The sequence below is a fragment of the Flectobacillus roseus genome (assembly GCF_030056595.1).
GTDB classification, from domain to species: Bacteria; Bacteroidota; Bacteroidia; order Cytophagales; family Spirosomataceae; genus Flectobacillus; species Flectobacillus roseus.
This window is the reverse complement of record NZ_JASHIF010000001.1, coordinates 1-26641: the sequence shown is the minus strand read 5'-3', so window position 1 is coordinate 26641 and position 26641 is coordinate 1. Positions and strand designations below refer to the sequence as shown.

Genomic DNA, 26641 nt, shown 5'->3' with positions numbered 1-26641 from the left:
CTAATAAAACAAAACCTATGAAATACAATTATGTAGGCGAAACTGGTCTTTTAGTATCAGAATTATGCCTCGGGACTATGACTTTTGGCGGAAAAGACGCTGGCATTTGGGGAAATATTGGTCAACTCCAACAAGAGGAGGTCAATCAATTAATCAAATCGGCCATTGACGCTGGTATTAACTTTATTGATACTGCCAACATTTACTCTTTTGGGCAATCTGAGCAATTACTCGGACTGTCGCTTACTGACCTCGGTATTCGTCGTGACGAAGTTGTCATTGCGACCAAAGTATTAGGACGAATGAATGATGCGCCCAATAGTGCTGGGCTTTCTCGCTATCATATTTTCAACTCGATTGATGCTAGTTTAAAACGCCTCCAAATGGATTATGTGGACATTTTGTATGTTCATGGCGTTGATCCTCGTACTTCGGTAGAGCAAATTGTACATACGCTGAATGATGTGGTAAATGCCGGGAAAGCTCGTTACATTGCCATTTGCAACTGGCCTGCATGGATGGTGGCAACGGCTCAGGAGATTGCAAAAAGCCACAACTGGCATCATTTCATTGGTTTACAATACTATTACTCGGCTGTTTCGCGTGATATAGAGCATGAATTAGTACCAATGGCACAGCATCACAAATTAGCCATTTTCCCTTGGAGTCCATTGGCTGGTGGTTTCTTGAGTGGCAAATATACTCGTCAGCAGGTGGTAGCGGGTTCAAGAAGAGAGAATTTTGATTTTCCTCCAATCGATAAAGAAAAAGCTTATGACTTGGTAGATGTTATGCAGGAAATTGCAACAGCTCATCAAACGACCGTAGCACAGGTGGCTTTGGCTTGGGTTCGTCATCAACCAGGTGTTACCAGTACGATTATCGGAGCTAAAACAATTACTCAGTTACAAGACAATATTGCTTCGACACAAATACAGCTTTCGGCTGAGGATTTGCAGAAAATTGATACAATAAGTCCGCTTCCAATGCAATACCCTGGCTGGATGGTAAAACGCCAAGGAGATTATAGAAAATAATTGAGCGATTATTCCTCGCGAAATTAACTTGTAGAGACGCAATGATTGCGTCTAAGGATGTGTCATTGGAATATAGAATCAAACAAGGCGTTCGAAAAACTCGTTTCGAACGCCTTGTTTGATTCTAATACATTTTAAAATAATCACTAAATCAAGAGAATATATCTGTTTAGCTATTTCAGTGCTTCTTTGATTGATAATGCTGCTTGCAAGACTGCCACTTTAGACGCTGTAACACCTGAAATCGGGTTCAACATACCGTAGTCATGAATCAAGCCATTATATCTTGCTAAAGTAACTTTTACGCCAGCTTCGTTGAGCTTTCTTGCATAAGCCTCACCTTCGTCACGCAATACATCATTTTCTGCTGTTTGTACCAATGCCTCTGGCAAACCTTTCAATTGCTCTACCGTAGCTTGCAAAGGTGATGCATAGATTTCTTTGCGTTTTTCTACCTCTGGCAAGTAGTTATCCCAAAACCATTTCATCATATTTTTAGTCAAAAAGCGACCTTCCGCAAATTCATTGTATGAACCAGTTTCGAAGTTAGCGTCTGTAACTGGCCACAAAAGCACCTGTAATTTAATAGCAGGACCGTTGTTGTTTTTTGCCATCAAAGCAATTGCCGCTGACATGTTACCTCCTACGCTATTACCGACTACCGCTAAGTTTTTACCATTCACGCCTATTTCTTTACCATGCTCTGATATCCATTGTGTAGCAGCATAAATTTCATTGATTGCTACTGGATATTTTGCTTCTGGCGATGGAGTGTAATCAGGAAAAACAGCCACAGCGCCACTATTTACGACCAAGTCACGAACTAGTCTTCTATGCGTCGGATAATCGCCTAATACCCAGCCACCGCCATGAACGAAAATAAATACTGGTGCGTTGGGTTTTACGCCTATAGGCTTGGTGATATGTACTTTTACTTTATAACCATTTTGAGAAATCACTTTTTCAGTTTCTTGAATACCTGAATAATCTACCTGAACCGACTTTTGTGCACCAACCAATACTTGACGTGCATCGGCTGGACTAAGTTGTTCGAGTGGTTTACCGTTTCCTGAGTTGAGCGCTTTCAAAAATGGTCTTATTTCGGAAAAAACTTGTGGGTCGTCCTGACCAGCGTAAGGGCGTAACTGACCAAAAGATAAATGCGCCGTTAAAGCCAATAAGAGTACTAAAAATGATTTTACAATGGTTAAATCTTGTGTGCTGCCATTAGGTAAGGCAAGTGCTTGAGCTTTCATGTTTTCTATTTGTTTAGTTGTTGTTTAAAATTGATATGACAAAATTACTCCAACGAACTACCCAGATAAAGGCACAAAAGCATACAACTATTGTACTTTTTTCCCTTGAAGGTATTTATTTCTAAAATTAGTCGTCGTATCTCCTACTTTCTGAGCAAAAAGACGATTAAAATAGGCAGGGTCATCATACCCCAAATGATAGGCAATTTCCTTTGCGCTCATTTGGGTATAGGTCAAAAGGCGCTTTGCTTCCAGAATAATACGGTCTTTGATTACTTCATTGGGCTGAGACAAATGCAGTCTTTTAAATTTATGTGTCAAAGTTTTGGGAGCAAACCCCAACAAATCGGCGTAATCAGCAACGCTATGCTTTTCTTTATAATGTATTTCGACTAATCGACTAAAATCTCGATAAAACTCCATGTCACTATTAGTTCCGTCTTGAACTTGATGTAGTTCTTGCTTTTTCCAGATGCGAGTCGCACGAATGATTAACTGTTTTAAATACACCCGTAGCATTTCTTCCTGCCCCGATTCGTTCGCGCTTAGCTCCTCCTCTATTTGTACCCAAAGTTGATTGGCCCACGCTTGTTCACTTGCAGGCAGTTCTACCATCGGCATGTTTTGCAAATTATTAAACAGCAGTCCATCGCAAGCCACCTCGGCATCATGTATCTGAATACAATAAAAATCTCGGTTGTAAAACATCAAATATCCCTTTTGCTCCCCGATTTTATCAATCTGTAAAAACTGATTGGAATTTACAAAAAACAGACTCGGCTCTACAGTTTTGTATTCTTGAAAATCGACTTTTAGTTGGTATCCTTGGGGCAAATACAAAACCTTGATAAAAGGTTTGTACAAATCGCTATTAACCGCTGTTAACGTATCCGTTGACAGTCGGACTAAACCTAATTTTTTATAATGTGATTCGAAAATAGAGGGCGTTTGCTGAGTCATATTGAAGGGTTTTAAGGATTCTTTTTTTGAAAGAACTATTTCGAAATTACTTACGTTGATTGAGTTTAACAAATCTATAACCCGACCTATGTCTTATTGCAAAGCTATTCAAAATATGCAACCTGCCGACCGCAAGGCCTTGCATGCCCATTATCACGACAATCACTACGGCTTCCCAATCCACGACGATAATGCGTTATTTGGCAGATTGATTTTAGAAATCAACCAAGCGGGTTTGAGTTGGGAAACAATTCTTAAAAAAGAGCAAGCCTTCAAAGAGGCCTATAGTCATTACGATATCGACAAAGTAGCCTCGTACACCGAGGAGGATAGAGAAAGGCTTTTGGCAGATGCAGGCATTATTCGCAATCGCTTAAAAATCAAAGCAGCGATAGAAAACGCCAAAAAAATTCAGGTTTTGCAAAAGGAATATGGTTCTTTTGAAAAATGGCTAGAAGCACACCATCCCAAAACCAAGGAAGAATGGGTAAAACTTTTCAAAAAGACTTTCAAATTTACAGGAGGCGAAATTGTGGGAGAATTCTTGATGAGTATTGGCTATCTAAAAGGCTCGCACGATGACGATTGTCCGACACAACAAAAAGTGCTTGCCCAAAACCCTAAATGGGCGGAGGTTTAATGGTGAATTTACTCTTATTTCCCTCCTTTAAATGGGTTTGGAGGAGGGAAATAAGAGCACTGCAATCACTTATAGCTGCAAAAATAGAAAAAGACAAGTGTATCATTTCTCGTTACTTCACCAATCTGATTATTGCTAAATCGTCGGTTGGTTTAAGTCCAAAATTATGTTCTAATTTTTTAAGTTTAAAATTCAACATATCTTCATGATCTAATTCCGTTTTATCAAGTATGAGGTATTCCAAAGCATTTATTGAATCTGTATTTTCTACTTTTTTAACCTTCTCAAACATAAAGACTCCATCTGTTGCAATACTAATATCTTCGATTTGGTCGAAAAATATTTTCTGTTTTTGATTATCATACCACGTATCAAAATCTTCTGCAAGATGAAATCCTAAATAATCGGGCTTGTTGTCTTGGTCAAATTCTGTCATTTGTCCATTGATATTTACGAGTCCATCGCCGACAACTAACACAATACCTCTGTTTGTTTTCTTATCAATAAGTAAAATGATTAGGGTAGTTAATAACTCATTTCTTTCAAGCAAAAGCTGATTTTTAATAATTATCAGTTCCTTAAAAAGCTCTCTAAGTATCGATTTAAGATAGTTGTCAATGTCATTGGAAATTGTCCCTAAATTATATAACTCACTATATCCCTTTTCAATAGTTATTTTTCTTAATAATTTTCCAACAAGTGTAGAAGCAAAATAACTATCAGTAGCCATTGTACATCCGTCCATGACCGCGCACAAGACTTTATCATCTCCAATATTACCTGTAAACAAATAATCTTCGCAATGATTTATATGGTAATCGCCTATTTGTATGGTTGAATAAATTTTCATTCTTGAGTGTTAATCTTACTAGTTCTATTTTTTATTTACTGATACAGAAAAATATAATGAGCACTTATTTTGAATATTGTACGAAACCATGAGTCTACGCCTAATATAAGTTGAATTTATGAGATGTATGGTTCAGGAAAAATTTACTTGATAGACCAAATTATCGCAAATTCAATGGCTACAAAACGAATAATTTTCAAGTACCTACGCTACAAAGTCCACCAAAATATCCCTTCCTTTTTTTCTGTTTCTTTTAACGTTTTCTGCACAACAATTTCAAAGCTTACTTCTCCATCAGCTTCAAAAGTATAGTCTTGCGGGTCAAACAACTGCCGAATTGTTAAATTATATAATCCATTTTCAAGCGTTATTGCCAAGTCAGCATGATGTGGTGCAGGAATATTTACCTCCTCGAACTGAGCAGACATGGATAAATCTTCAAAATTAGTTAAATATAGCTTTCCCTCGGTAACTGCAATAGTGCTGGTAATTTCACGAAAAGGATTTTTGTGAATAGGTCTATCAACAAAAGAAACAACCCAAATACTTGGTAAGCCTGTTGACCAAATAACTAAACTTTTATTATTCATCTCATTTACAAAATGTTCTACTAGCTGAGTAAGTTGCCAGTCTTCGTCAACAAAAGATTGATATGATTCTGAATTCACAATTGCTAAAAATCCAGACTCGTCTGATATCTTAATTTGGTTAGTTTGGTGAAGAAGTGAGAACATATCTTTGTTTTTTAGGATTTAAGAGCGCTTTGCCAATTCTATAATTTGAAGAAATTTTCTCGTCTAATCAGCGGCTTGTCAACTTCGTAACCAAGGGTGACAACATAAATACAATCCAAATAATAATATGTCTTGGGAGGAAATCAAATCGATAATTTAACCAGTAAAGCCCTACCGTGAGTACAATAATAACGCACGCATGTTTAAAGTCAGTTTGGTGGTCAGAGTATCTCATGATGTGTTTATTTTTAAACTCTTGGATTTCACTAAAGTGTCTTGAATTAAAAAATGAACCTCTACTAGGTAAAAAAAACAATAACATAAGTACATTTTGCACAATGTATATGCTCGAAACGCCTAGAAAAAAATACTGAAGTACGAAATACGCTCCATCTGCAAGAGATTGATTAGATGTAATATTATGATTTTGGTACACTCGATATATCAAATCAATACTCATCAACAATACGATAATAGAGCTCCAAAGACTCAATACCAACCTCGTAGTTCTAGAAAGTATGAAAGGTGTCAGAGCATTGAATATGGAAAATAATGATAACAGTAACCCAAGGATAAGTAGAGATTTTACCAGCCAGTTTTCAATTCTCATAAATCCATAATCGATAACCCAATAGATTATAGAAATTGAGTATAGCAACGTTACTCCTTCTGTTAGCTTAAGCGTTGCTTTCTCATCATGGAAAATAGCAGATAGAAAAGAAAAGACGATCCAAAATATATAAGGAAAAAAAGGTAGATTTTGCCGAATATTATAGAAAGGAGGTAGCAACATAATAATGCTGCAGATAAAAGCAGCAATAAAAATGTAGCCAACCCTTACCCAGCTATCAGATATTCTTAAACTTTCAAACAGTAATCCTAAAAAAAGGGCTAAAATACCGAGTGAATATATTTTGTATTCACTCGGTACTAATTTACAGCCAATAAAAATTACGAGCACGCTAAATGATATGATAATGACTAAATACAAAATATCATTAAAATAAGGTAATCTTTTGTTCATGTTGAAAATCAATTGGTGGGAAAGATGGATTATATTTCCTATCCATCATAATTCATATTTATTACTTTTCTTTCAACAATTTCTATTTCCAAAGTATGATCTGATACAAAAATATCTCCAACCGAAATCTCTGCGTAGAGCTTTCCATTTTCTGCCACACCGATCTTAACATTATATATGTCTAAAGTGTGATACCACTCTCCATTTGCCTCATCACCTGAAAAATCGCTCATATTTTTATTATAAAATTTTATAAGCTCTTTTTTACACGTTCCTAGCCAAAAGATAAAGTCAATTATTTTTTCTACATAAGTATCAAACTGATTTCCTCCGTAAAGCGAAATACTTATAGTGTCCTTTTCAATAATTTTATCAAAAATATAAATCTCCTTGGTTGTTATAAGATAATGATTCTCCACTGTTTCGGAAGCTACAAAATCTGTAGGTAATAGTTTCGACAGTATTTTTTCCTGCTGTTTTTTTCTAAAATCTTTTATGATATATCTATTCCCGTGAGATTGAGATTTTTCCTCCATTACATACAATTTGGCGACCACTTTTTTATCACTTAAATCAGCCACCGATTTCAAAACTTTATAGGCTGAAAGATGAAAACCCAACATGCTATATACATTAGCAAGTGTTATGTCATCGTTTTTAGTTCTTGTTGCGGACTCTAGATCATAAAGTAAATCATACATTTTTATGATACTATCTTTTGAGGGTTTAGCCCTTTTGAATTCACTTGCAATCTCAATAAAATCTTTGGCAAAATTTCTTTCCATAATTTTTGTAGTTTGAAATAGAGGTACTCATTAGTTTGTCAATGGCTCATAACCAATAGAACATTCCAGTTGTTAAATTTTCAGTTTTTAGCCTCATTTAATTTAAGTAATACCTCTAAATATACTAAAATTCAAGTCAGCTACATCCCCCCCCAACAACTTTCTTACCCAACATCAATATACCAACAAAACCCTGACAGAAATATCCATTTCCATCAGGGTTCGTGGCATAATTTGCTTTTCTGACCACTCTAAAACTTCGTACCTACCGCTATGTGTGTACTTACCGATATACGATTCCAAGCATTGATTGCGACTGCTACCATGATGATTTGGGCAATGTAATCTTCTGAGAAGTATTTCAAGGCGTTTTGGTAGGTTTCTTCTGTCAAACCTTTTTCACTGATAAGCGTAATGTCTTCTGTTATGGCTAATACCGCTTTTTCCTCTTCCGTAAATAGGTCAGTTTCACGCCAAGCATCTAGTAATAGTAGGCGTTGCGTTGTTTCGCCATTTTTTAGGGCGTCTTTGCTGTGCATATCGATACAAAAAGCACAATGGTTAATTTGTGAGGCACGCAACTTGATAAACTCTTTGTGAGTTTTACTTACTGATGTCGTTGCCAAATATTGTTCTAATCCGTACATGGCTTTCCAAGCCGCTGGCTGTGATGCGTGAATTTTTACTCTAGTTGTCATAGTATGATGTCATTTGTCGTTTAAAAATATCCATCGAATTTTGTTTTAATATTCGTCGCTGGACTACATGACAAAGTTCACTTTTTGACTACAGAAAAAACTTAAACCAGTTTAAGAATGCTCAAATGCTACTTTTTCTCTACGGTTTTTTTCTTGCGAAGTTCACTCAAATACTCTGGAGAAAAACCCAGAAATGAGGCCAATACTTTCTGTGGAATACGCTGAACAAACTCAGGATATAGTGAAGCGAAATGTTCATAGAAAATGTCTTTTGACATCGTATAAAGGTATTTGACGCGAAGCAAAGAAGCTGAATACGCTCGTTGGTAGACTTTTCTAAAATACCTTTCCAACTGGGGAACCTCACACAAAAGTTTTTCCAAACTTTCATTGGTAATTGCCATTACCTCCACTTTTTCGAGTGCTTGTATACTAAAACCCGATTCTCCAGATTTTTCGAAAGCCATCAGGTCGGTCATCCACCAAGTTTCGAGCGCAAATTGAATAGTTTGCTCCTGCCCTTTTTCATTCATAAAATACAATCTCAAACAGCCTTTCGACACAAAAAATAAGTTTTTGCAAATATTACCTTCTTGTATCAAGTGCTCTTTTTTAGCAAAAGTTTGTAATTGAAAATGACTTAATACGGTTGCTACTTGTGCTTCAGTCAAATGAACGTGTTTGTTTATATGTACAATTAATGGATGTGGGGACATGGCTTTAGAAGTTCTATTTTTGAGAGGGTAAAGATATTGAATATTAAGAGATGACTTCCTAAAAATTTAAACAAGATTATCAGTAAATCATTATTGATTCCTGCTTTATGGAGATAAAACAAGATATCCCCCTATAAAATATAAAATCAATTAACTGTTGAAAACAATGTGTTTATTCCAAGTCAATTAACTAACAACAAAACAAATGTTTTCACACAAATCCGTTTTATCACTCTGCCTGTTAACAGCAGTAAACTTGACTGCTTTTTCTCAAGTAAAAAATTCTTTTAAGTTTGACTTTGGCATGGGTGCTGTTGCCAAAGGGTATCAAGCTGTTGGTCCAAGTGACTACTATTCAAAAGCAAAAGGCTTTGGTTTTATGCCCAACGCTAAAATCTCATCCGAAAATCGAGCTACTAAGGATGTACTTTCTTCAGATTTTTGCACAAGCAATACTCCCTTTTTCTTTACGGTCGATGTTCCTGAAGGAAATTATGATGTCAGAGTAATCTTGGGCGATGCCGAGGGGACTTCTTCTACTAGCATAAAAGCCGAATGTCGCCGATTGATGTTAGCAAAAGTAGAGACTGAAAAGGGAAAGTTGATTACTAAAAATTTTACGGTAAACGTTCGTTACCCTGAAATTTCAGATTCTTCAAGCGTAAAACTCAAGCCTAGAGAAAAGGAGTATTTACATTGGGATCACCAACTAACGCTAGAATTTAATGGCAAATCGCCCAAGGTTTGTGCTTTAGAAATCACGCCAGCATCGAGTAAGATTCCGACTGTATTTTTGGCAGGAAACTCTACGGTAGTAGATCAAGCCATTGAACCTTTTGCCGCTTGGGGCCAAATGATTCCAAGTTTTTTCCAAGCAGGAAAAGTAGTGTTTGCTAATCACGCCGAATCAGGTGAAACTATTAAAAGTTTTACTTCTGAAAAACGTCTCGAAAAAGTCATGAGCCAAATCAAAAAGGGAGATTATTTCTTTATGGAGTTTGCGCATAACGACCAAAAACCAGGCTCTGGGCTCAAATCACAAACGACGTACAAGGAATATCTGGTAAGTTTCATTAAAAAAACACGTGAGAAAGGCGCTACTCCTGTGTTGGTTACCTCTATGCACCGTCGTAAATTTGACGAAAATGGTAAAATCATTAATACGCTTGAAGATTTTCCAGACGCTATGCGTCAGGTAGCAAAAGACGAAAATGTAGCCTTAATTGATTTGAACAATAAGAGTAAAACGCTTTGGGAAACACTCGGTGTAGAAAACTCTAAAAAAGCTTTTGTTCATTATGAAGCAAATACCTTTCCGAATCAAGAAAAAGCGATTCATGACGACACACATTTTAGTAATTATGGTGCCTACCAATTGGCAAAGTGTATTGTAGAGGGAATCAAATCCAATCATTTAGGGATTGAAAAATATCTTAATAAGGATATAAATGCCTACAATCCAGCTCAGCCCGATGATTTGAATACATGGGATTTCCCAGTGAGCCCTTTGGTCTCAGTAATCAAACCTGATGGTAACTGAATAGAGTGATGAGTTGTGAGTTGTGAGTGTTGAGTTGTCCTTGCCTAAAATAGGTTGCCCTGAATTTTTAGTCAAGGACAGCCCCTAATTCACCATTAGGGTTGTACGAAGGATTATAAGACTGTTTATTTCGGATATCGGATGTTGGATTTCGGAAGAGTAAGCTTCTATATTTTATAAAAAATAAAAGTATATTTTTATATTTCCGAAATCAGAAATCCCAAATCTGAAATAGTTAGAAATCCTTCGTACAGCACAAATTCACCATTCATAACTCACCACTAAAACGCCAACGTCGCCGCTACTCCACCAAATTGCGGAGAATAGATCGGTTGAAAAGTCAAATTTTTCTTTTGTTGTAATCTCCTATGAAATTCAGGCACTAGGATACCACAAATAGCCCCTGATACAAAACCTGTAATCACATCTGATTTAAAGTGCTTCCCTGCTTCAGTTCGGTAATAGCCTACCAAGGCTGGTGGAATAGCAGCAAGCGTAAATAAACCGATTCTTTTCAAACCTTTTATTTGATGATAATCGGTGTAAACTTTTGCCAAAAAGAATGTTGCCGTTGAACTAAACGAAACGTGTCCACTAAAAAATGAGTTGCTTCGTCCATCGCCCATTTTTTCCTCCGCAGTCAAATTAGGATTGTACGTCAACGGTCGCGGACGGCGAATAGAATATGCCGCACCAAAATACAGGGCATTATCCACAGCATGCGTCATCATGTACATACTCAGTAAATCAACCCAATCTTTTCGGATATTTTTATCCAGCATCAAAAGTGCAGGGCTAATGATAGACATATTGAGAAACAAATCAGAGCTTTTCTCAGCCGAAGGAAAATTTGCTGGATTTTTGAAGGCGATTGGTCTATCAAAACTATTCAAATCATTAGGATTAAGCTTTAGAATATCCTCTTTTGATAAGTGTGCGACCTTATCCAATTGACGAAAACCGAAAAAGGACGCCACCGTCAATCCAACGCCCGCAGTTAACTCAATTTTGGGCTTTACAAAATAGATTTTTTGGTGTTCTACGGAGTCTTTTTGTCCGAAAGACGGCACGCATACCGATAAAAAAAGGAGAACAGCTAAGGTTAATTTCATATATGATGACTTAAAAACATAAATTGAGTCTTGTGATTCCAATATTTTTCAACAAGTCTACATAACACTATTTTTTATGCTCAAACAACCAAGGTAATAGATTTGGTTCAGCAAAGGCATTATCCCAGCTATTATGATTTACATTGGGATACTCAGTATACTTCACTTCCTTAGCTTCCAAGGCACGCAAAGCCGCATACATATCTCTTGAATAGCCTACTTTTACGACACCATCAGCATCGCCATGAAATATCCAAACAGGAACGGTTTGAGCATACTTTTTGGCCCATGTCAAGTTGGCTCCCCCACAAATTGGTGCAGCGGCGGCGAATAATTTAGGATTACGGGCAATAGCTTCAAATGTCCCCATGCCTCCCATCGACAAGCCCATGATATAGATACGGTTTTTGTCAACTTTTTCAGTTTTACTGATTTGTTTTACTAGATCAACCGCAGCAGCTAATGGCCAATTAGGTTGTTCATTATAGGTAAAATCAATATCTAATGGAGACTTACTTCTATCAATTTTTACAGAAGCCCAATAACTATCTGTAGGACATTGTGGAAAAATAACAATAGCAGGAAATTTCTGACGATTTTCTGGGCTCAGAAATAGTTTAGAACCATGCGTCAATTGCTTTTCATTATCGTTGCCACGTTCACCTGCACCATGCAATACTAAAACGATAGGATATTTTTTTGAAGCATCATAATTCTCTGGAAAAAGAATTCGATAGGGCAAAATATGTCCTTCTTTATCAGTAAAGGTTCTTTTCTCAAAATTTCCAGATTGAGAATAACCTTTGATAGCTGACAATAGTAAAAGTAAGTTGAGAAGATATTTCATAATTGATTTTGGTTTATGTAAATGGTAGTTATTGGTTAAAAGTATACCATTCAAGCATTAATGCTTAATTGTGAATTTCAATTAACAGCACTTTGAGCTCACAATTGATTAAATTTAATTTTGAAAAATTTCTATTTAGCGTAAAAACATCAAAAAAGCGATCGAAAATTATTTTCCGACCGCTTTTTTCAAAAATTTGTAAGATATTGATTAAAATCAATCACTAAATCACAACTCGCTCAATCACTCAATTCATCACTATCTCCAAGCTTTGTAAGCGTTGATCAAGCCGTTAGTTGAAGAGTCATGTGACGTAATGTTATCTTCCGAAGCTAATTCTGGTAAAATTTTGTTCGCCAACTGCTTACCTAATTCTACACCCCATTGGTCATAGCTAAAGATATTCCAAATAACTCCTTGTACAAAGATTTTGTGCTCGTACATTGCTACCAAGCTACCCAAAGTGCGTGGAGTCAATTTTTTAAACAAGATAGAGTTCGTTGGTCTATTTCCTTGGAATACTTTGAATGGAGCCAACTCAGCAATTTCCTCTGCGGATTTACCTGCTTTTTCGAATTCTGCTACTACTTCTTCATACGTTTTGCCGTTCATCAAAGCTTCAGTTTGCGCAAAGAAATTTGACAACAATAATTGGTGGTGATTGCCAATAACATTTTGTGATTGAGCAGGCGCCAAGAAATCACAAGGAATCAATTTTGTACCTTGGTGAATCAATTGATAGAAAGCGTGCTGACCGTTTGTTCCTGGTTCGCCCCAGATAATAGGACCCGTTTGGTAATCAACCGCTTTTCCGTCACGACCTACATATTTACCATTTGATTCCATATCTCCTTGTTGGAAATAGGCTGCAAAACGGTGCATATATTGATCATAAGGCAACAAAGCGTGAGAATCAGCATCGAAGAAGTTGTTATACCAAATACCAACTAATGCCAAAATCACTGGAATATTTTCGTTGAAATCCGTAGTTCTGAAGTGCTTGTCCATAGCGTGAGCACCTTCCAAGAGTTCAATAAAGTTTTCGAAACCAATAGAAAGGACAATCGATAAACCAATAGCCGACCACAAAGAGTAACGACCACCAACCCAGTCCCAGAAACCAAACATATTGGCAGAATCGATACCGAATTTCACGACTTCTTTTTCATTAGTTGAAATGGCAACGAAATGTTTGGCAACAGCCTCTAGGGAACCACCATTTGCCACAAACCAATCACGTGCTGAGTGTGCATTGGCCATAGTTTCTTGCGTTGTAAAAGTTTTAGAAGCAATCAAAAACAACGTTGTTTCTGGATTAACTTTCTTTAAAACTTCTGCAATATGAGTACCATCTACGTTAGATACAAAATGTAAATTAAGGTGATTTTTGTATGGTTTCAACGCCTCTGTAACCATTACAGGACCTAAATCCGAACCACCGATACCGATATTTACAACGTCGGTAATAGCTTGATCTGAATAACCTTTCCAAGCACCTGAAATAACTTTTTCAGAAAAGTCTTTCATTTTATCCAAAACAGCATTTACCGCTGGCATCACGTCTTCGCCACCTACAGCGATTGGCGTATTGGAGCGATTGCGTAAGGCTACGTGCAATACCGCACGATTTTCTGTTTTGTTAATCAAATCGCCAGTAAACATACGTTCGATGGCATCATCCAATTCACATTCGTTGGCCAAAGCAATCAATGCTGCTTTTGTTTTTTCGTTGATAAGGTTTTTAGAATAATCAACTAAAATGTCTTCAAAACGGATTGAGTATTTCTCGAAACGCTCTGAATCGGCTGTGAAAAGTTCTTTAAGAGGTGTTTGTTCGACTTCAGCTTTTAATTTTGTTAAATGTTGAAAGGCGACAGTTTGGTTGAACGGGACAGATTTAAGCATGATTAGTCTTTAAATTTATAAAAAGGAATTGATGGACAAAAGTACGAAAACCAGTTATAAGATACCGAAAAAAATAGCTTTTTAGCTTTGGTAATTTTTATTAGGTGTAAAATAATAATAGAATTATCCAAAATCACCGATTTTAATTCAAAAATCTAAAAAGACATAAGCTTTACAGCTTTTTTAGATTAACCTTGATAATCAAATGTTTAGAGAATAATTTTCTCAATTATATACAAAAATCAAAGCTCCTCACTTGAATCACAACTACCAAAATGTATTTTAACCATTAATTGACAATTATTTAATAGTTTTTTTGCTGCTTATGTAATTTTTTCTTGATTTTTTTGTTATATTTATAATTCGTATTCTAATCACTTTACGTAAAATAAGTGCTGCAATGAAACAAGAAACAATCTATCAGGTAATTTGTGATGGTCATATTCACACCATCATTCCTGCGGAAAATGATGTTCCAGCAGGGTGGAAAACAACGGGTCGTTCGGGGACAAAAGATTTGTGCTTGGAGTATATCGACGAGGTAACAAGAAATTCAATCATTTCTTTTTTGAGGAACAGAGGTAATTGTACCTATTAAACGTGAGAGCAAGACTGTGAGTAACTTATTGTATCCGTCATTTGCTCCTCAAAATTTCTAGATTTCAAAACGATTTTTTCCAAATAATAAAGGGTTCCAGCTTTGGCTGGAACCCTTTTCTTTTGGGTACTATTAGGCTTTCAGTGGTCAGCTATAGGCGGACGGCAATAAGTCTCTATAGTTTACTAATAAGTACACTTCATAACACAAATTTATCAACAAAACTTAAACTTAAGTCCAAGACAATCAATTATTAACGCACTATTTAGTACCATACTAAGGTTTAAATTTTGTTTTTTAAATAAAATGTAGTTGGCAACTCTTGCGATTACCCAAATCAACATGGCAACCGCAAGGGTTGCAACTACAACAAAAATGCAAACGATAGGAACGCTTTTAAACAAAATAAAATCCTTCGTACACTTCTAATTCACAATTCACTAATTCAAAATTCACTAAATCACTAAATTATTCACCCATTGCATCATCAAACCTGTCAGATACCCACAATACGTACCCAAGGCATAACCTAATATTGCTAGCAAAACACCTACCGATGCTAAAGAAGGATGAAATGCTGCCGCCACTACCGAGGCAGAAGCCGCACCTCCCACATTTGCCTGAGAGCCCACAGCCGTGAAAAAGAAGGGAGCTTTGACCAGATAAGCCGCCAATAAAGTAAAGCTTGCATGAAAAAACATCCAAATAAGTCCAATCAGAAATAGCTGAGGTTTGTCTAACGCCGAAATAACGTTCATCTGCATACCGATGGTTGCGATGAGGATGTACAAAAAAAGCGATCCAAATTGTGAAGCACCCATACGTTCTATCTGACGTGCTTTGGTTTGTGATAATGCCAGTCCAAACAGCGTAACCAAAGAAATTACCCAAAATGAGGAAGAGGTAAGACTAAATTTCTTTAAATCAGGATAATGAGTTTCAATAAAAGGTACAATGATATCGGCACAGGCATGAGCAAGGGCTGTAGTTCCAAAACCCACAAACAACACCAGCATCAAGTCTTTCACGCTTAAGCTTGATTGCTGATGCGCTGCTTCTGCTTCCATTTTTTGCTTTACTTCCTCCACGGCTGATGTATCTGCCCCAAGCCATTTGTCAAGTTTGGCACTACGAGCTACTCCAAATAATAATACAGCTAACCATAGTTCAGCCGTAATCACATCGACGGCAATAGCCTGTGAAAAGACCTCTGGACTGGGTTGAAAAACTTCCTTCAACGCTGTCTGATTGGCACTTCCTCCTATCCAACTACCTGCAATAGTCGCCAAGCCTCGCCAAACCTCGCCTACCAATACTTCAGGCCATATAGTTTTTACTACCCAAAGAGAAACGGGTCCGCCAACCATCACACCTAGCGATCCTGCCAAAAACACAATTAAAGCTTTTGGACCAAGTTTTTTGAGTGCCTGAAAATCAATACTTATGGTAAAATAGACTAAACAAGCAGGTAATAAAAATTTAGAAGCGACAGCATATAATTTAGATTCTTCTCCAGAAATAATATGAAACGAATTGAGTAGCCCTGGCAAAAAATAGCAAACCAAAATACTGGGAATAATTTGATAAAACTTTTGCCAAAAAGAAGATTGAATACTTGAAGTATAGAAGGTAAATGCAATGATTCCAATGAGTAAACCAAAAACAATGGCATCGTTTGTTATGAGTGTCTGCATAGAAAATAGAGGTAAGTAGGTATTCTGTTAATTAGCAAATTAAAGGAATATTGCGAAACAGACAAGTATCCAGTTTTCTTTCATGGGTTTCTTTCTATATTTTTTCTCCTCAAAAAATAAGAAAATGTATCAAACAAACGTTTTATGCAGGTTTTTTAAAATATACCTAATAATTAGTATTGTAATAGGTCAAAAACAAGAATAAATTTGATTTAGCATTCAAACTTAATGCTAAATCATTTAGAGACAACAAAATACCACTTATGTTGTGTATGTGAAACACCGACCGCAAAATTGCCAGTCGGTGTTTTTGATTTTGAGGATTTATTCCTGATACTTATTCAGCAGGATTTTCTTCATTCTTTTGTTTTTTGGTCATTTCTTCCATCAATTTCAATCCTAACAATCCGCTCAGTGGACCACCTTGTTCATTGTTTCCTCCTGTGATTAAAATATCTGGCATTACTTTGATTTTTTCTTTACCAATACTTTCTGTTATTTTCAATTGTGTAAAATTATCTCCACCCATCGCCGATACCTGCAACTGATACGATTCAGCCTCTGCTTTACCAATGGCCAATATTTTCTCAGCCTCAGCATTACCCGTTTTACTAATTCTTTCTGCTTCGGCAATCGCCAATAATTTTACTCGCTCCGACTCGGCACTGGCTTGGAGTTTTACTCTTTCAGCCTCAGCTCCTGCTTGCAATTTCAAACTTTGGGCTTCCCCTTGTGCTTTTTTTACAGCTGCATCTGCAACCCTTTCGGCAATTACCACGCCTTGATCGGCTTTTACAATATCTTTCTGAATATCCGCAATCGCCGTTTCTTTCTCTAATGCCTGACGGGTTTCTTGCGCCATTTTCTGGGTATCATATGTTACTTTTTGTTCTTCAGCCAACTTACGGTCGGTAAGTGTTTTCATCAAAGACTCTGGCGGAACGATGTCCCCTATCAGCGTATCTACTGCATTTACATTGTATTGATTGAGTACTTCAGCAATATACTTACGTGCGGTGTCTTGGCGCTCGGCACGCGAACCCAAGAATGAAATTACATCTGAATCCTGCGCTGAGTTTCTGAAATAGTTACCAATCGTTGGTTCTAACACCTGACTCACCAGATTGTTCATATTACCAAAACGAGCGATTACTTTGGGCGCTTCATAATTAGGAATATGAATGATTTGTGAAACATCCAAATTGAATGGGAAACCATCTTTAGAACGTACCGTAATCGTCGAAAGATTTTTATCCAACTGATGGGATTCAGAACGGGCACTTGCCCAGTTCAAAACTAAGTTAGTCGTTGGTACCAATTCAATTTTTTGCACGTAGGTATTCAAGGGATACTTACCTGGCCCTAGAGGTTCGTTCCAGACTCCTTTGAAACCTTTTTCGACAATATTGCCATGTTTAAATTCTGTCCCACTTATATCTACCCCGTCTTCACCAACATACGAAATTACAACACCAACATGTCCAATCGGAATCTCGGTCATGTGAATTTCCTCTACTCTGGCAAACCACGGATTGAGGTTATACGAACCCGCCAGGATTACTTGCTGTTGCAAACCTTTATTACCTCCAGCATTCAAAAACTGGTCGGCATCTTGAAAGTTATTATGCCCTTCGATAGGCTTTCCTGAAATTTGTCCGACAGGAATTGAGGCACCATCCATTGTGGTAATAATTCCTACCATATTCTCCTGAATTTCGGTAATGTCTGTAATTTCTACTTCAAACAAAAGCGTGTTTATGCGGTAAGAACCCGCAGTGATTACGGCAGTTTGTCGACCCTTTCGACCGCCAATTTTCAAAAATGCTTCAGCATCTTGAAAACCATCGCATTCGACTTTACGAGCCAAAATACTACCTGTTTCTAACTCCTTGCCATCACGTGCCAAAACCAAACCAATTTTGCCAGTTGGCACTACGGTAAGTGGCTGTAATACCACATCATACTGCCAAATCCAAAGCCAAAAATAAATCCCTGGAGCCAATGGTTTTGCTTGAAAACCAGCCTCACCTTCGGTGGCAAAAATCCTGCCTTCGGGTAAAGATTTTTTATCACCAAGTAATACAAACTTTTTGGTTACTAGACCAATGCGATCTTCTGGAACAATGATAATACCTAATAAACGGAAAATGAATTTGTAAAAAATGAGGCAAAGTACGGGTATCAAAATCACCACATACGTAGAATAAGATGCTAACATTGAAGTATATATGTTATGTGAAAGTATCAAACCGCTGATTAGCAGTGGTTCACATGCTAAATTTGTAGGGAAGTCAGACTCGTTATACTGCTTTTGTGAAGAATGGTAGGCGGTTAGGATAAAAGGAGCTTTTTGATTTTATCCTAAAAACGCTTTTAAATCTGAATACTTTTTCAGTTTTCTTTTTAGAAAAATAGCCTAAATATTTCTCTAAATTTGTATCTCCAAAATGTACCTCCTCAGCTTTAACAGCAACACTTATGACGGATTTTTTGAGTGCATCACAGCACGAAACATATTTCAAAATATATTCTTCCTCGGCGGGTTCGGGGAAAACCTACACTTTAGCAAAGGAATACATCAAACTGGCTCTTCGCTCCAAATCTCCTTGGTATTTCAACCATATCTTGGCAGTAACATTTACCAACAAAGCAGCGGGCGAAATGAAAGAGCGTATCTTGAAATATCTACGTATTTTTTCCAGTAACGACCCACAAGAGCAAGCGACTGAACAAGGACTTTTTAATCAGATATTAGAAGAACTTCAACAAGAAGGTATCGAGATAGACGAGGTTACTTTACGTGCACGTGCCTCCGCCACGTTCAAGCATATCATACACGAATACGCGAACTTCTCGGTTTCGACAATTGACTCGTTCGTTCAGCGAGTGGTAAGTGCCTTTACCGAAGAGTTAGGTTTTCCATTCAATTTTGAAGTAAACCTTGATTCTGAGGTGCTATTGGATGCTGCCGTTGAGCAATTATTACAAAAAACTAATACCGAAACCTACGAGCAGATTACTGAGGCCATTAAAAGTTTTGCCTTAGACAAAGCTACCGACGGGCGTTCATGGAATGGTATCAATGATGAAATTGCCAATTTTGGTCGAGATTTATTGAATGACCAGTTTCAAGAACATATTGAAAAATTAGGCGCATTAGAACCGCTGGATTTTCTGAAAATAGAACAGCAACTCAAGGATTTTAATCAAGGCGTCGAAAAACATATTAAAGAAATTGTGGCGATTGCGCTAGAAACTGCCAACGAAAATGATTTGACCGTAGATGATTTTGCTTTTAAAAAAACTGGTCCGTTTAGCTATTTTATCCAATTGGCAAACGGTAATGATGTTTTCAAAGAACCTGGTGCAAGATTTTTGAACGCTTTGGCTGACAATACTTGGCATGCCAAAAGTGCGACCAAGCCTATTGCTGCCACAATTATGGGTATTGCCGATACACTAACCGACACTGGAAACTTTTTGCTGGAAGCACAAAAGCGATTGAAGCCAAGATTTTTGCTTTATCGTGAAATCTTAAAGCAAATCAAAAAGCTTGCTTTGTTGAGCCAGTTGAAAAAAGAAATCGCTGCTATTCAGGACGAATCGGGACAAATCCATATTTCGGAATTTAACCGTAAAATCCTTGAAATTGTGGTCAATGAACCTATTCCATTCATTTACGAGCGTTTGGGCGAACGATATAATCATATTTTGATAGATGAATTTCAGGATACTTCTACCTTACAATGGCACAACTTTTTGCCTTTGATAGAAAACGCCCTTGCCAGTGGGCACTTCAACTTGGCTGTGGGTGACGCCAAACAGTCTATTTACCGATTCAGAGGTGGTGAGATGGGATTGATTGTGAATTTGCACAAAAAACAAATCGATGATTTGACCAAACCTATTGCCGATGATACCTTTTTGGTAGAACGCTATGAGAGTATTCGCCCCTATATCAAACCTGAAAACTTAAATACCAATTACCGAAGCTCTGCCGAGGTTATCAACTTTAACAATGCGCTCTTCGAAGCTATCAAAGTGGACCCTGAGTATTTGGCAATTGCACCAAGTTTGCCAAGGGTTTATGACGACTATTTTGCACAAAAAGTACCTGCTAAACCTCTGGAGGGCGGTCATGTGCAAGTGGATTTTATCATCGGAAAAGAAACCGACCGCTTGATGATAGAAAAAGTTGAGCAAATTCTGGAAGAGGTACTCGCTATCGGTTATAAGCTCAAAGATGTAGCAGTTTTATGTCGTAGAAATAAAGATTCTAAGGTAATCGCCAATGCATTGAAGGAACGAAATATCGACGTAATTTCTTCAGATTCATTGAGTTTAGCCGCTTCAGATGCCGTCAATTTAATCATGGCGATTATGAAGGTAGTACAAAATCCAGATAATGCACTTGCTAAATATGAGGCGGTGTATTTGTACTATCGAGTGGTTTTGCACAAAGTGCCTAATACACAAGAAAACAAGGTGATCAAGGAAACCATAGAGAGTCGTGATATCTTGAAGTTTTTTGAATTAATTGACAAAAATCTTGTTCCTACTGCCTTACAGCAAATGAGTTTGTACGAAATAGCCGAAAAACTCCTCCAGACTTTCGAGCTTTTCAAACATGACAAAGAACTCGACTTTATATTCCGATTCTTAGACGTTGTCATTGAGTTTCAGCACATGAAAAGTACTCACTTGACCGATTTTATCAATTATTGGGAAAATAAAAAAGAAAGCCTTTCTATCATGTCGCCAGCAGGACAAAATGCCGTTACGGTGACAAGTGTACACAAGTCTAAAGGTTTGGAGTTTCCAGTGGTAATTATTCCTTATTGTCATTGGTCAATTGACACAGGGCTTAATTCTTCTCGTTGGTTTGGGTTGGAAGACGAAGGGCTTTTTGAAGAATTAATCGTGGAGCAAGCGGAAGAGAATATTACCAAAGCCTTGACAACAGCTCCGCTCAAAATGGTTAAGGAGTTAGAAAATACACATTTGGTAGACGAGTATCGAGCCGAAAAAGAAGAAACGTTTCTTGAGAGTCTAAATATGCTCTATGTAGCGCTTACTCGTCCCAAAGATAGGCTATACATGGTGGTCAAAAGAGATAGTAGAAACCTCAATAAGACTGTAGGTGGCTTATTGCTACGCTTTGTAGATGGAGAAGGATTACCTCCTGAAGAACCCTTTACGAAGGTACTATACGAAGGGTTACCCAAGGTCTTAAAACCCGAAAAAGAGAAGATGTCTCCTACGATGATTATTCAAGAAATCGTTACTTCAGAACGTAGTCAGACGATTCAGCTAAAACAATCGGCGGAAAGATTATTTGACTTAGAGACTTTTGAAAAAAGTAAAGATTACGGAAATAAAGTACACGCGGCTTTTGCCAAAATAAAAACCAAAAAAGATATAGATAGCGCTTTGGCAGATTTACAGCGTGAAGGATTAATAGTCGAAAATGAGCAAGAAGAGCTAAAAGTAACCATTCAAAAAATCATTGATTTGCCAGAAATTAGTCCGTTTTTTGAAGTTCCAGAACGCTTTATCAGAAATGAAAGAGAAATCCTAAGACCCAATCAGTCGCCATTACGCCCCGATAGAGTAATCAAAATGGGCTCAAAAATCGTAATTTTAGATTATAAAACAGGGTCAAAAAGTAATAGTCATAAATATCAAGTAAAAGACTATCAGAAAATCTATCAAGCCATGGGATATACCGAAGTAGAAGGATATTTGGTGTATCTCGAAACTATGGATATAGTGAAAGTTTAGGAAGTTTTCGAATGACATAATGGAAGCATTTTTGCCGAATACCCATCGCTGATTACCCAATTTCATAAAAACAAAAGCGCCATAAATCCCATTTCATCGTGGTATTTATGGCGCTTTTATTTGTTGAGAACTTTACATTTTTTTCATTTGTTGATAGGCATATTTCATCCAATAAATTACCCCAAAGAAGATAATCAATTGGAAAACATAATCAATAACAAACTTGATTTGTAAGAAATATAACCAATTATAAAACGGCTTACCTATTCTAAACCAAAGTGAAGGTTGTAAAACAGCAGCCGTTTGAATGATAAATGAATAAACAAAAAACTTTTTATCTTCAAAGTTGACCAGACCAAAAAGCATTGGCATAGCATAGATAAAAATATAATTTGAGTAGGCTCCTATTTGAAATATCATCATCACGCCAAAAATACCCAGCCAAACAAATGGAACAAATTGTTTTAATTCAAGATTTTTGAATTTGACTGCTTGCCAACACGAAACCCCAATAATCACAAAAAGTCCAATCCAGTTTAAGATTCGAATGTTAAATTTAGCAATTAATTCGCCCAATATGGGGTAGGTTATTGACCAGATATTAGGGCACATAGGCTCTTGTGCCAATTGTATCGGCATCAAAAAAGCAGTACCTCCATGCAAATACAAGAAGGCTAATGTTGGGATTCCTAGAGTAGCCATTCCCAAAATAAAATTCCAACGATTACTTAGTTTTAGGAAAATTGGAGGGACAAATAAGACAAAAAACGCTTTTGTAACGATCAGCCCTAATGCTACAATAACACCCAATATAAAATCAGATTTACCCTTCAACCACGCCAAAACCATCAAACACGCAAATCCCCACATCCAAATATCCTCTTGTCCACCGATGACACAAAAGATAAAAGGTGCAGGAAAACACAGGTATATTAAGGTTTTGAATAAGATTTCACCATTAGACAAACCATTGCGGTAGGTCCGCATTGTTAGGAGTAAAATCAACAGCTCAATAATAATCATTAATAGAGTCACAGCTCTAGCTGTATCCCAAAAGATCACAGGAATAGCCGTAACATACGCAAATAAAGGAGAATACAAGGAAGGAAAATCGCGATAGACGATACCAAGCTCCTTTGCTTTTTGAGCCGAACGCCAAAAAATCTGTACATCAGACTGCGCATCGAATCCGTAGTACACATATACAACCAAAAACGGGAGTATCCTAAAGATGAAAGCTAATAAAGAAAAAGAAGCAGTTTTGCCGATTCGGTCAAAAAATGATTCGATTTGAGGTCTGAATCTAAATGCCAACCATGCAATCAAACAGAGGCTTAAAGAAAGATATGTTTTGTTGTAAATAACTTCGTACATAAATAGATTGTTGGTGGATTCTTTTCCAGAAAATTTAACCTAATGGTAAAATTTTCTAAGCTCAGTTACGGAACCACTTTTACCGATAGTCTGTATTATAAGATAAACACCATGATTGATGTAACTAGCAAGAGAAATCACGGGGTAACTTAAACAAAATGTGATTAGAATCGTTACAAAAACAGGGTAAAAAAACAAAGGAAACTCCTTTTATCAATGAGTCTTCCTCTCAGGTTTGCAAAATTAACTTTTCTAAATTTAATTATAGAAAGTTTGAGTAAAAACTATCAGGATTAATAGAGGACAAAATTATATTTTTCAAAGATAACTTTTGAAACAAATCCTTTACTCTTATTTTTGGCGTCTGAAATGAAACAGGGTGCCGCCAGAAAAAGATTTGATTAGTGGTTATTGACTAATACAAATGTGTTGTCTAGCTTTAATGCTTGTTTTATATTTGTGAATTACTTTAAAACAGTATTTTCAATCCCTTTAATTAAAGATTGATGCAACGCAAGTTGCTTCGACCATAAATTTCCTATAACTAAGAATCATGGCAGAAATTATTACGATGCCCAAAATGAGCGACACCATGACTGAAGGTGTTGTGGCAGAGTGGCTCAAGAAAGTTGGCGACGTCCTCAAGCCAGGCGACGGTCTTTTGGCTGAAATCGAAACAGATAAAGCGACAATGGAGCTTGATTTGGATGAGAGAATGGACTTGAGCAATTTTAAAGATTGTAGACTTTTATACATTGGCTTAGAAAAAGGTAAAGCTGTACCTATCGATAGTATCATTGCTATCATCGGTGAAAATGGCGAAGCATACGAGCATCTCTTGAGTGGTGCTCCTGCGGCGGCAGCTCCTGCACCTGTTGCTGAAGCTCCTGCGGCGGCGCCTGCTGCTCCAGCAGCTCCTGCGGTTGATACGTCAGGTATCAAAGCAGAAATCATTGGTATGCCAAAAATGAGTGATACCATGACAGAAGGTACACTTGTAACATGGCTTCGTAAAGTTGGGGATGTGATCAAACCTGGCGAAGCTCTTTTGGCAGAAGTTGAAACTGACAAAGCAACAATGGAGTTTGACCTTGATAACTTCATTGATATTTCAAAATATTCTCCTTGTACTTTATTGTACATCGGTATCGAAGAAGGCAAAACCGTTTCAGTTGATGACGTTATCGCTGTAATTGGTGAGCCTGGTGCCAACTACCAAGCATTGTTGTCAGCGGGTTCTGCTCCAGCAGCTCCAGCTCCAGCAGCAACGCCAGCACCTGCTCCAGTAGCAACTGCTACTCCTGCGGCAGCTCCTGCACCAGCAGCAGCGCCTGTAACCGAAGCAACCGTAACTTCTGCTGATGGCCGTGTTAAAGCTTCCCCTTTAGCAAAAGCTTTAGCAAAAGACAAAGGCATCAATTTGAACGAGGTAAAAGGTTCAGGAGAAAACGGTCGTATCGTAAAAACTGATATCGACAATTATGTTCCTGCTCCTAAGGCTGCACCAGCTGCTAAACCAGCGGCGGCAGCAGCAGCACCTGCCACTATCTTGGGTCAAGAAAGCTACGAGGAATTCTCAGTAAACCAAATGCGCAAAACTATTGCACGTCGTTTGTCTGAGTCTAAATTCTCGGCTCCTGAATTCTATCTAACGATGGAAATCAATATGGACAAAGCTATGGCTGCTCGTACTTCAATGAACGAATTCTCTCCTGTGAAAATCTCGTTCAATGACATGGTAATCAAAGCTGTAGCTGCTGCATTGACTAAACATCCGAAAGTAAACTCTTACTGGTTGGGTGACAAAATCCGTATCAACCACCACGTACACATCGGTATGGCGGTAGCAGTTGAAGACGGTTTGTTGGTTCCAGTTATTCGTTTTGCTAATACGAAGTCATTATCACAAATCTCTGCTGAAGCGAAAGATTTGGGTGGTAAGGCTAAAAATAAACAATTGCAACCAAAAGATTGGGAAGGCAATACATTTACAGTAAGTAACTTAGGTATGTTCGGTATCGACGAGTTTACTTCTATCATCAACCAACCAGAATCTTGTATTTTGGCTGTAGGTGGTATCAAAGAAACAGTTGGTGTGAAAAACGGACAATTCTATGCTACCAACGTGATGAAAGTAACATTGACTTGTGACCACCGTACTGTGGATGGCGCAACTGGTGCTGCTTTCTTGCAAACATTCAAGCAATTGCTTGAGGATCCAATCAAATTATTGGTGTAATCCAAGTATTTGAACCATCAAAAGATGAAAGATACTTCTTATCCAAAAGATGGGAAGCGTCTTTCATCTTTTGTGTTTTATAGAGGACTTAACGTACTTCTTTTCTTTACCGACAAACATTTTATTCTTGAAAATAAATGGAAAAAATTAGATCAACCACCGTTTTGGCGATTGTGCACAATGGCGAGGTAGCCATCGGAGCAGATGGACAAGCAACTATGGGAAGTACCGTAGCCAAAAACCATGTTCGTAAAATCAGAAAACTTCTAAACGGTAAAATTGTAACAGGTTTTGCTGGTTCTACTGCTGACGCATTTACCCTTTTAGAGAGATTTGAAGAGAAACTCAATGCTTTTGGTGGGAATATGAAGCGTGCTAGTATTGAATTAGCAAAAGACTGGCGTACCGACCGCTATTTGCGTAGATTGGAAGCCATGATGATTGTAGCTGATAAAGAGGAGGCTTTGATTATTTCAGGTACAGGCGATGTACTAGAGCCAGAAAATGGTATTGCTGCGATTGGTTCTGGAAGTAACTATGCCCTTTCAGCAGCTTTGGCTTTGAAAAAACATGCTCCTCATCTAACAGCTGAAGAAATGGTTAGAGAAGGATTAACCATTGCGGCAGATATTTGTATCTATACTAATCATAACTTCGTTATCGAAAAACCTGCTGTTTAGGGATAATACTAAATTATGAGTTAAGTCAAAAGCTCCGTAACTCCGATAGAATTGAAGCTGTTTAAACTTTCTTTTTTTTATTGATTTTGCGTAAGAAAATGACTGAGAATGCCATAAAATGTAACGACATCCAGTTTCTGACTGAGAATTCGAATCTCACTAAAAGAGCTT

General features: G+C 37.4%; 20 protein-coding genes. 7 read left to right on the top strand and 13 right to left on the bottom strand.

The window, feature by feature from the left end; genetic code table 11:
- Nucleotides 1–17: 17 nt before the first annotated feature.
- Complete coding sequence (locus tag QM524_RS00100) at nucleotides 18–1037, top strand: aldo/keto reductase (RefSeq protein WP_166577507.1); 1020 nt, start codon at nucleotides 18–20, stop codon at nucleotides 1035–1037.
- A gap of 173 nt (nucleotides 1038–1210) precedes the next feature.
- Here the strand turns inward: QM524_RS00100 and QM524_RS00095 are convergent, their stop codons facing one another.
- Both QM524_RS00095 and QM524_RS00090 read right to left on the bottom strand, forming a co-directional pair.
- A complete protein-coding gene (locus QM524_RS00095) occupies nucleotides 1211–2293 on the bottom strand; it encodes an alpha/beta hydrolase (protein WP_283342940.1) in 1083 nt (360 codons plus the stop codon).
- 87 nt (nucleotides 2294–2380) lie between these two features.
- Complete coding sequence (locus QM524_RS00090) at nucleotides 2381–3253, bottom strand: helix-turn-helix domain-containing protein (protein WP_283342939.1); 873 nt, start codon at nucleotides 3251–3253, stop codon at nucleotides 2381–2383.
- A gap of 88 nt (nucleotides 3254–3341) precedes the next feature.
- On the opposite strand from QM524_RS00090, the gene QM524_RS00085 reads away from it, so the two are divergent.
- Nucleotides 3342–3893 (top strand): DNA-3-methyladenine glycosylase I, encoded by a 552-nt coding sequence (locus QM524_RS00085; protein WP_283342938.1) that lies wholly within the window; start codon nucleotides 3342–3344, stop codon nucleotides 3891–3893.
- A gap of 112 nt (nucleotides 3894–4005) precedes the next feature.
- On the opposite strand, the gene QM524_RS00080 is transcribed toward QM524_RS00085, so the two are convergent.
- From QM524_RS00080 to QM524_RS00060, 5 genes are all read right to left on the bottom strand, one after another.
- On the bottom strand, nucleotides 4006–4743 hold the full coding sequence (locus QM524_RS00080; protein WP_283342937.1) for a protein phosphatase 2C domain-containing protein: 738 nt from the start codon (nucleotides 4741–4743) through the stop codon (nucleotides 4006–4008).
- A 209-nt stretch (nucleotides 4744–4952) separates the two neighbouring features.
- Nucleotides 4953–5477, bottom strand: coding sequence for a hypothetical protein (locus tag QM524_RS00075; protein ID WP_283342936.1), 525 nt, complete (start codon nucleotides 5475–5477; stop codon nucleotides 4953–4955).
- A 1062-nt stretch (nucleotides 5478–6539) separates the two neighbouring features.
- Nucleotides 6540–7286: a hypothetical protein gene (locus tag QM524_RS00070; RefSeq protein WP_283342935.1), complete on the bottom strand. Its 747-nt coding sequence runs from the start codon at nucleotides 7284–7286 to the stop codon at nucleotides 6540–6542.
- Nucleotides 7287–7537: 251 nt separating this feature from the next.
- Nucleotides 7538–7984 carry a carboxymuconolactone decarboxylase family protein gene (locus tag QM524_RS00065; protein ID WP_166577499.1) on the bottom strand — a complete coding sequence of 149 codons (447 nt, stop codon included), beginning with the start codon at nucleotides 7982–7984 and terminating at the stop codon, nucleotides 7538–7540.
- Nucleotides 7985–8112: 128 nt separating this feature from the next.
- Nucleotides 8113–8700, bottom strand: coding sequence for a Crp/Fnr family transcriptional regulator (locus QM524_RS00060; protein ID WP_283342934.1), 588 nt, complete (start codon nucleotides 8698–8700; stop codon nucleotides 8113–8115).
- Between the two features lie 205 nt (nucleotides 8701–8905).
- On the opposite strand from QM524_RS00060, the gene QM524_RS00055 reads away from it, so the two are divergent.
- Nucleotides 8906–10240: a rhamnogalacturonan acetylesterase gene (locus QM524_RS00055; RefSeq protein ID WP_283342933.1), complete on the top strand. Its 1335-nt coding sequence runs from the start codon at nucleotides 8906–8908 to the stop codon at nucleotides 10238–10240.
- Nucleotides 10241–10521: 281 nt separating this feature from the next.
- Here QM524_RS00055 and QM524_RS00050 read toward each other — a convergent pair whose 3' ends face one another.
- The 3 genes from QM524_RS00050 to pgi all read right to left on the bottom strand — a co-directional run bounded on the left by QM524_RS00050 (nucleotide 10522) and on the right by pgi (nucleotide 14104).
- Entirely contained in the window at nucleotides 10522–11352 is an 831-nt protein-coding gene (locus QM524_RS00050; protein WP_283342932.1) for a phosphatase PAP2 family protein, read from the bottom strand.
- A 67-nt stretch (nucleotides 11353–11419) separates the two neighbouring features.
- Nucleotides 11420–12199: a carboxylesterase family protein gene (locus tag QM524_RS00045; RefSeq protein ID WP_283342931.1), complete on the bottom strand. Its 780-nt coding sequence runs from the start codon at nucleotides 12197–12199 to the stop codon at nucleotides 11420–11422.
- A gap of 258 nt (nucleotides 12200–12457) precedes the next feature.
- Entirely contained in the window at nucleotides 12458–14104 is a 1647-nt protein-coding gene (gene pgi, locus QM524_RS00040) for a glucose-6-phosphate isomerase (RefSeq protein ID WP_283342930.1), read from the bottom strand.
- A gap of 400 nt (nucleotides 14105–14504) precedes the next feature.
- On the opposite strand from pgi, the gene QM524_RS00035 reads away from it, so the two are divergent.
- A complete protein-coding gene (locus QM524_RS00035; protein ID WP_095162902.1) occupies nucleotides 14505–14702 on the top strand; it encodes an MbtH family NRPS accessory protein in 198 nt (65 codons plus the stop codon).
- A 455-nt stretch (nucleotides 14703–15157) separates the two neighbouring features.
- Here the strand turns inward: QM524_RS00035 and QM524_RS00030 are convergent, their stop codons facing one another.
- Together QM524_RS00030 and QM524_RS00025 are read right to left on the bottom strand one after the other, a co-directional pair.
- A complete protein-coding gene (locus QM524_RS00030; RefSeq protein ID WP_283342929.1) occupies nucleotides 15158–16396 on the bottom strand; it encodes a DUF819 family protein in 1239 nt (412 codons plus the stop codon).
- A gap of 337 nt (nucleotides 16397–16733) precedes the next feature.
- Entirely contained in the window at nucleotides 16734–18614 is a 1881-nt protein-coding gene (locus QM524_RS00025) for an SPFH domain-containing protein (protein WP_095162898.1), read from the bottom strand.
- Nucleotides 18615–18874: 260 nt separating this feature from the next.
- On the opposite strand from QM524_RS00025, the gene QM524_RS00020 reads away from it, so the two are divergent.
- Nucleotides 18875–22177: a UvrD-helicase domain-containing protein gene (locus tag QM524_RS00020; RefSeq protein ID WP_283342928.1), complete on the top strand. Its 3303-nt coding sequence runs from the start codon at nucleotides 18875–18877 to the stop codon at nucleotides 22175–22177.
- Nucleotides 22178–22309: 132 nt separating this feature from the next.
- Here the strand turns inward: QM524_RS00020 and QM524_RS00015 are convergent, their stop codons facing one another.
- On the bottom strand, nucleotides 22310–23551 hold the full coding sequence (locus QM524_RS00015) for a hypothetical protein (protein ID WP_283342927.1): 1242 nt from the start codon (nucleotides 23549–23551) through the stop codon (nucleotides 22310–22312).
- 553 nt (nucleotides 23552–24104) lie between these two features.
- On the opposite strand from QM524_RS00015, the gene QM524_RS00010 reads away from it, so the two are divergent.
- Together QM524_RS00010 and hslV are read left to right on the top strand one after the other, a co-directional pair.
- Nucleotides 24105–25790: a 2-oxo acid dehydrogenase subunit E2 gene (locus tag QM524_RS00010; RefSeq protein ID WP_283342926.1), complete on the top strand. Its 1686-nt coding sequence runs from the start codon at nucleotides 24105–24107 to the stop codon at nucleotides 25788–25790.
- A 137-nt stretch (nucleotides 25791–25927) separates the two neighbouring features.
- The gene (gene hslV / locus QM524_RS00005) at nucleotides 25928–26470 is read left to right on the top strand and encodes an ATP-dependent protease subunit HslV (protein WP_095162887.1); all 543 of its coding nucleotides are present in this window, start codon (nucleotides 25928–25930) and stop codon (nucleotides 26468–26470) included.
- Nucleotides 26471–26641: the final 171 nt, after the last annotated feature.

What these genes read in the sequence shown, in the direction of transcription:
- QM524_RS00100 (WP_166577507.1), top strand. Translation starts at nt 18, where the DNA reads ATGAAATACAATTATGTAGGCGAAACTGGTCTTTTAGTATCAGAATTA.
- QM524_RS00095 (WP_283342940.1), bottom strand. Translation starts at nt 2,293, where the DNA reads ATGAAAGCTCAAGCACTTGCCTTACCTAATGGCAGCACACAAGATTTA.
- QM524_RS00090 (WP_283342939.1), bottom strand. Translation starts at nt 3,253, where the DNA reads ATGACTCAGCAAACGCCCTCTATTTTCGAATCACATTATAAAAAATTA.
- QM524_RS00085 (WP_283342938.1), top strand. Translation starts at nt 3,342, where the DNA reads ATGTCTTATTGCAAAGCTATTCAAAATATGCAACCTGCCGACCGCAAG.
- QM524_RS00080 (WP_283342937.1), bottom strand. Translation starts at nt 4,743, where the DNA reads ATGAAAATTTATTCAACCATACAAATAGGCGATTACCATATAAATCAT.
- QM524_RS00075 (WP_283342936.1), bottom strand. Translation starts at nt 5,477, where the DNA reads ATGTTCTCACTTCTTCACCAAACTAACCAAATTAAGATATCAGACGAG.
- QM524_RS00070 (WP_283342935.1), bottom strand. Translation starts at nt 7,286, where the DNA reads ATGGAAAGAAATTTTGCCAAAGATTTTATTGAGATTGCAAGTGAATTC.
- QM524_RS00065 (WP_166577499.1), bottom strand. Translation starts at nt 7,984, where the DNA reads ATGACAACTAGAGTAAAAATTCACGCATCACAGCCAGCGGCTTGGAAA.
- QM524_RS00060 (WP_283342934.1), bottom strand. Translation starts at nt 8,700, where the DNA reads ATGTCCCCACATCCATTAATTGTACATATAAACAAACACGTTCATTTG.
- QM524_RS00055 (WP_283342933.1), top strand. Translation starts at nt 8,906, where the DNA reads ATGTTTTCACACAAATCCGTTTTATCACTCTGCCTGTTAACAGCAGTA.
- QM524_RS00050 (WP_283342932.1), bottom strand. Translation starts at nt 11,352, where the DNA reads ATGAAATTAACCTTAGCTGTTCTCCTTTTTTTATCGGTATGCGTGCCG.
- QM524_RS00045 (WP_283342931.1), bottom strand. Translation starts at nt 12,199, where the DNA reads ATGAAATATCTTCTCAACTTACTTTTACTATTGTCAGCTATCAAAGGT.
- pgi (WP_283342930.1), bottom strand. Translation starts at nt 14,104, where the DNA reads ATGCTTAAATCTGTCCCGTTCAACCAAACTGTCGCCTTTCAACATTTA.
- QM524_RS00035 (WP_095162902.1), top strand. Translation starts at nt 14,505, where the DNA reads ATGAAACAAGAAACAATCTATCAGGTAATTTGTGATGGTCATATTCAC.
- QM524_RS00030 (WP_283342929.1), bottom strand. Translation starts at nt 16,396, where the DNA reads ATGCAGACACTCATAACAAACGATGCCATTGTTTTTGGTTTACTCATT.
- QM524_RS00025 (WP_095162898.1), bottom strand. Translation starts at nt 18,614, where the DNA reads ATGTTAGCATCTTATTCTACGTATGTGGTGATTTTGATACCCGTACTT.
- QM524_RS00020 (WP_283342928.1), top strand. Translation starts at nt 18,875, where the DNA reads ATGACGGATTTTTTGAGTGCATCACAGCACGAAACATATTTCAAAATA.
- QM524_RS00015 (WP_283342927.1), bottom strand. Translation starts at nt 23,551, where the DNA reads ATGTACGAAGTTATTTACAACAAAACATATCTTTCTTTAAGCCTCTGT.
- QM524_RS00010 (WP_283342926.1), top strand. Translation starts at nt 24,105, where the DNA reads ATGGCAGAAATTATTACGATGCCCAAAATGAGCGACACCATGACTGAA.
- hslV (WP_095162887.1), top strand. Translation starts at nt 25,928, where the DNA reads ATGGAAAAAATTAGATCAACCACCGTTTTGGCGATTGTGCACAATGGC.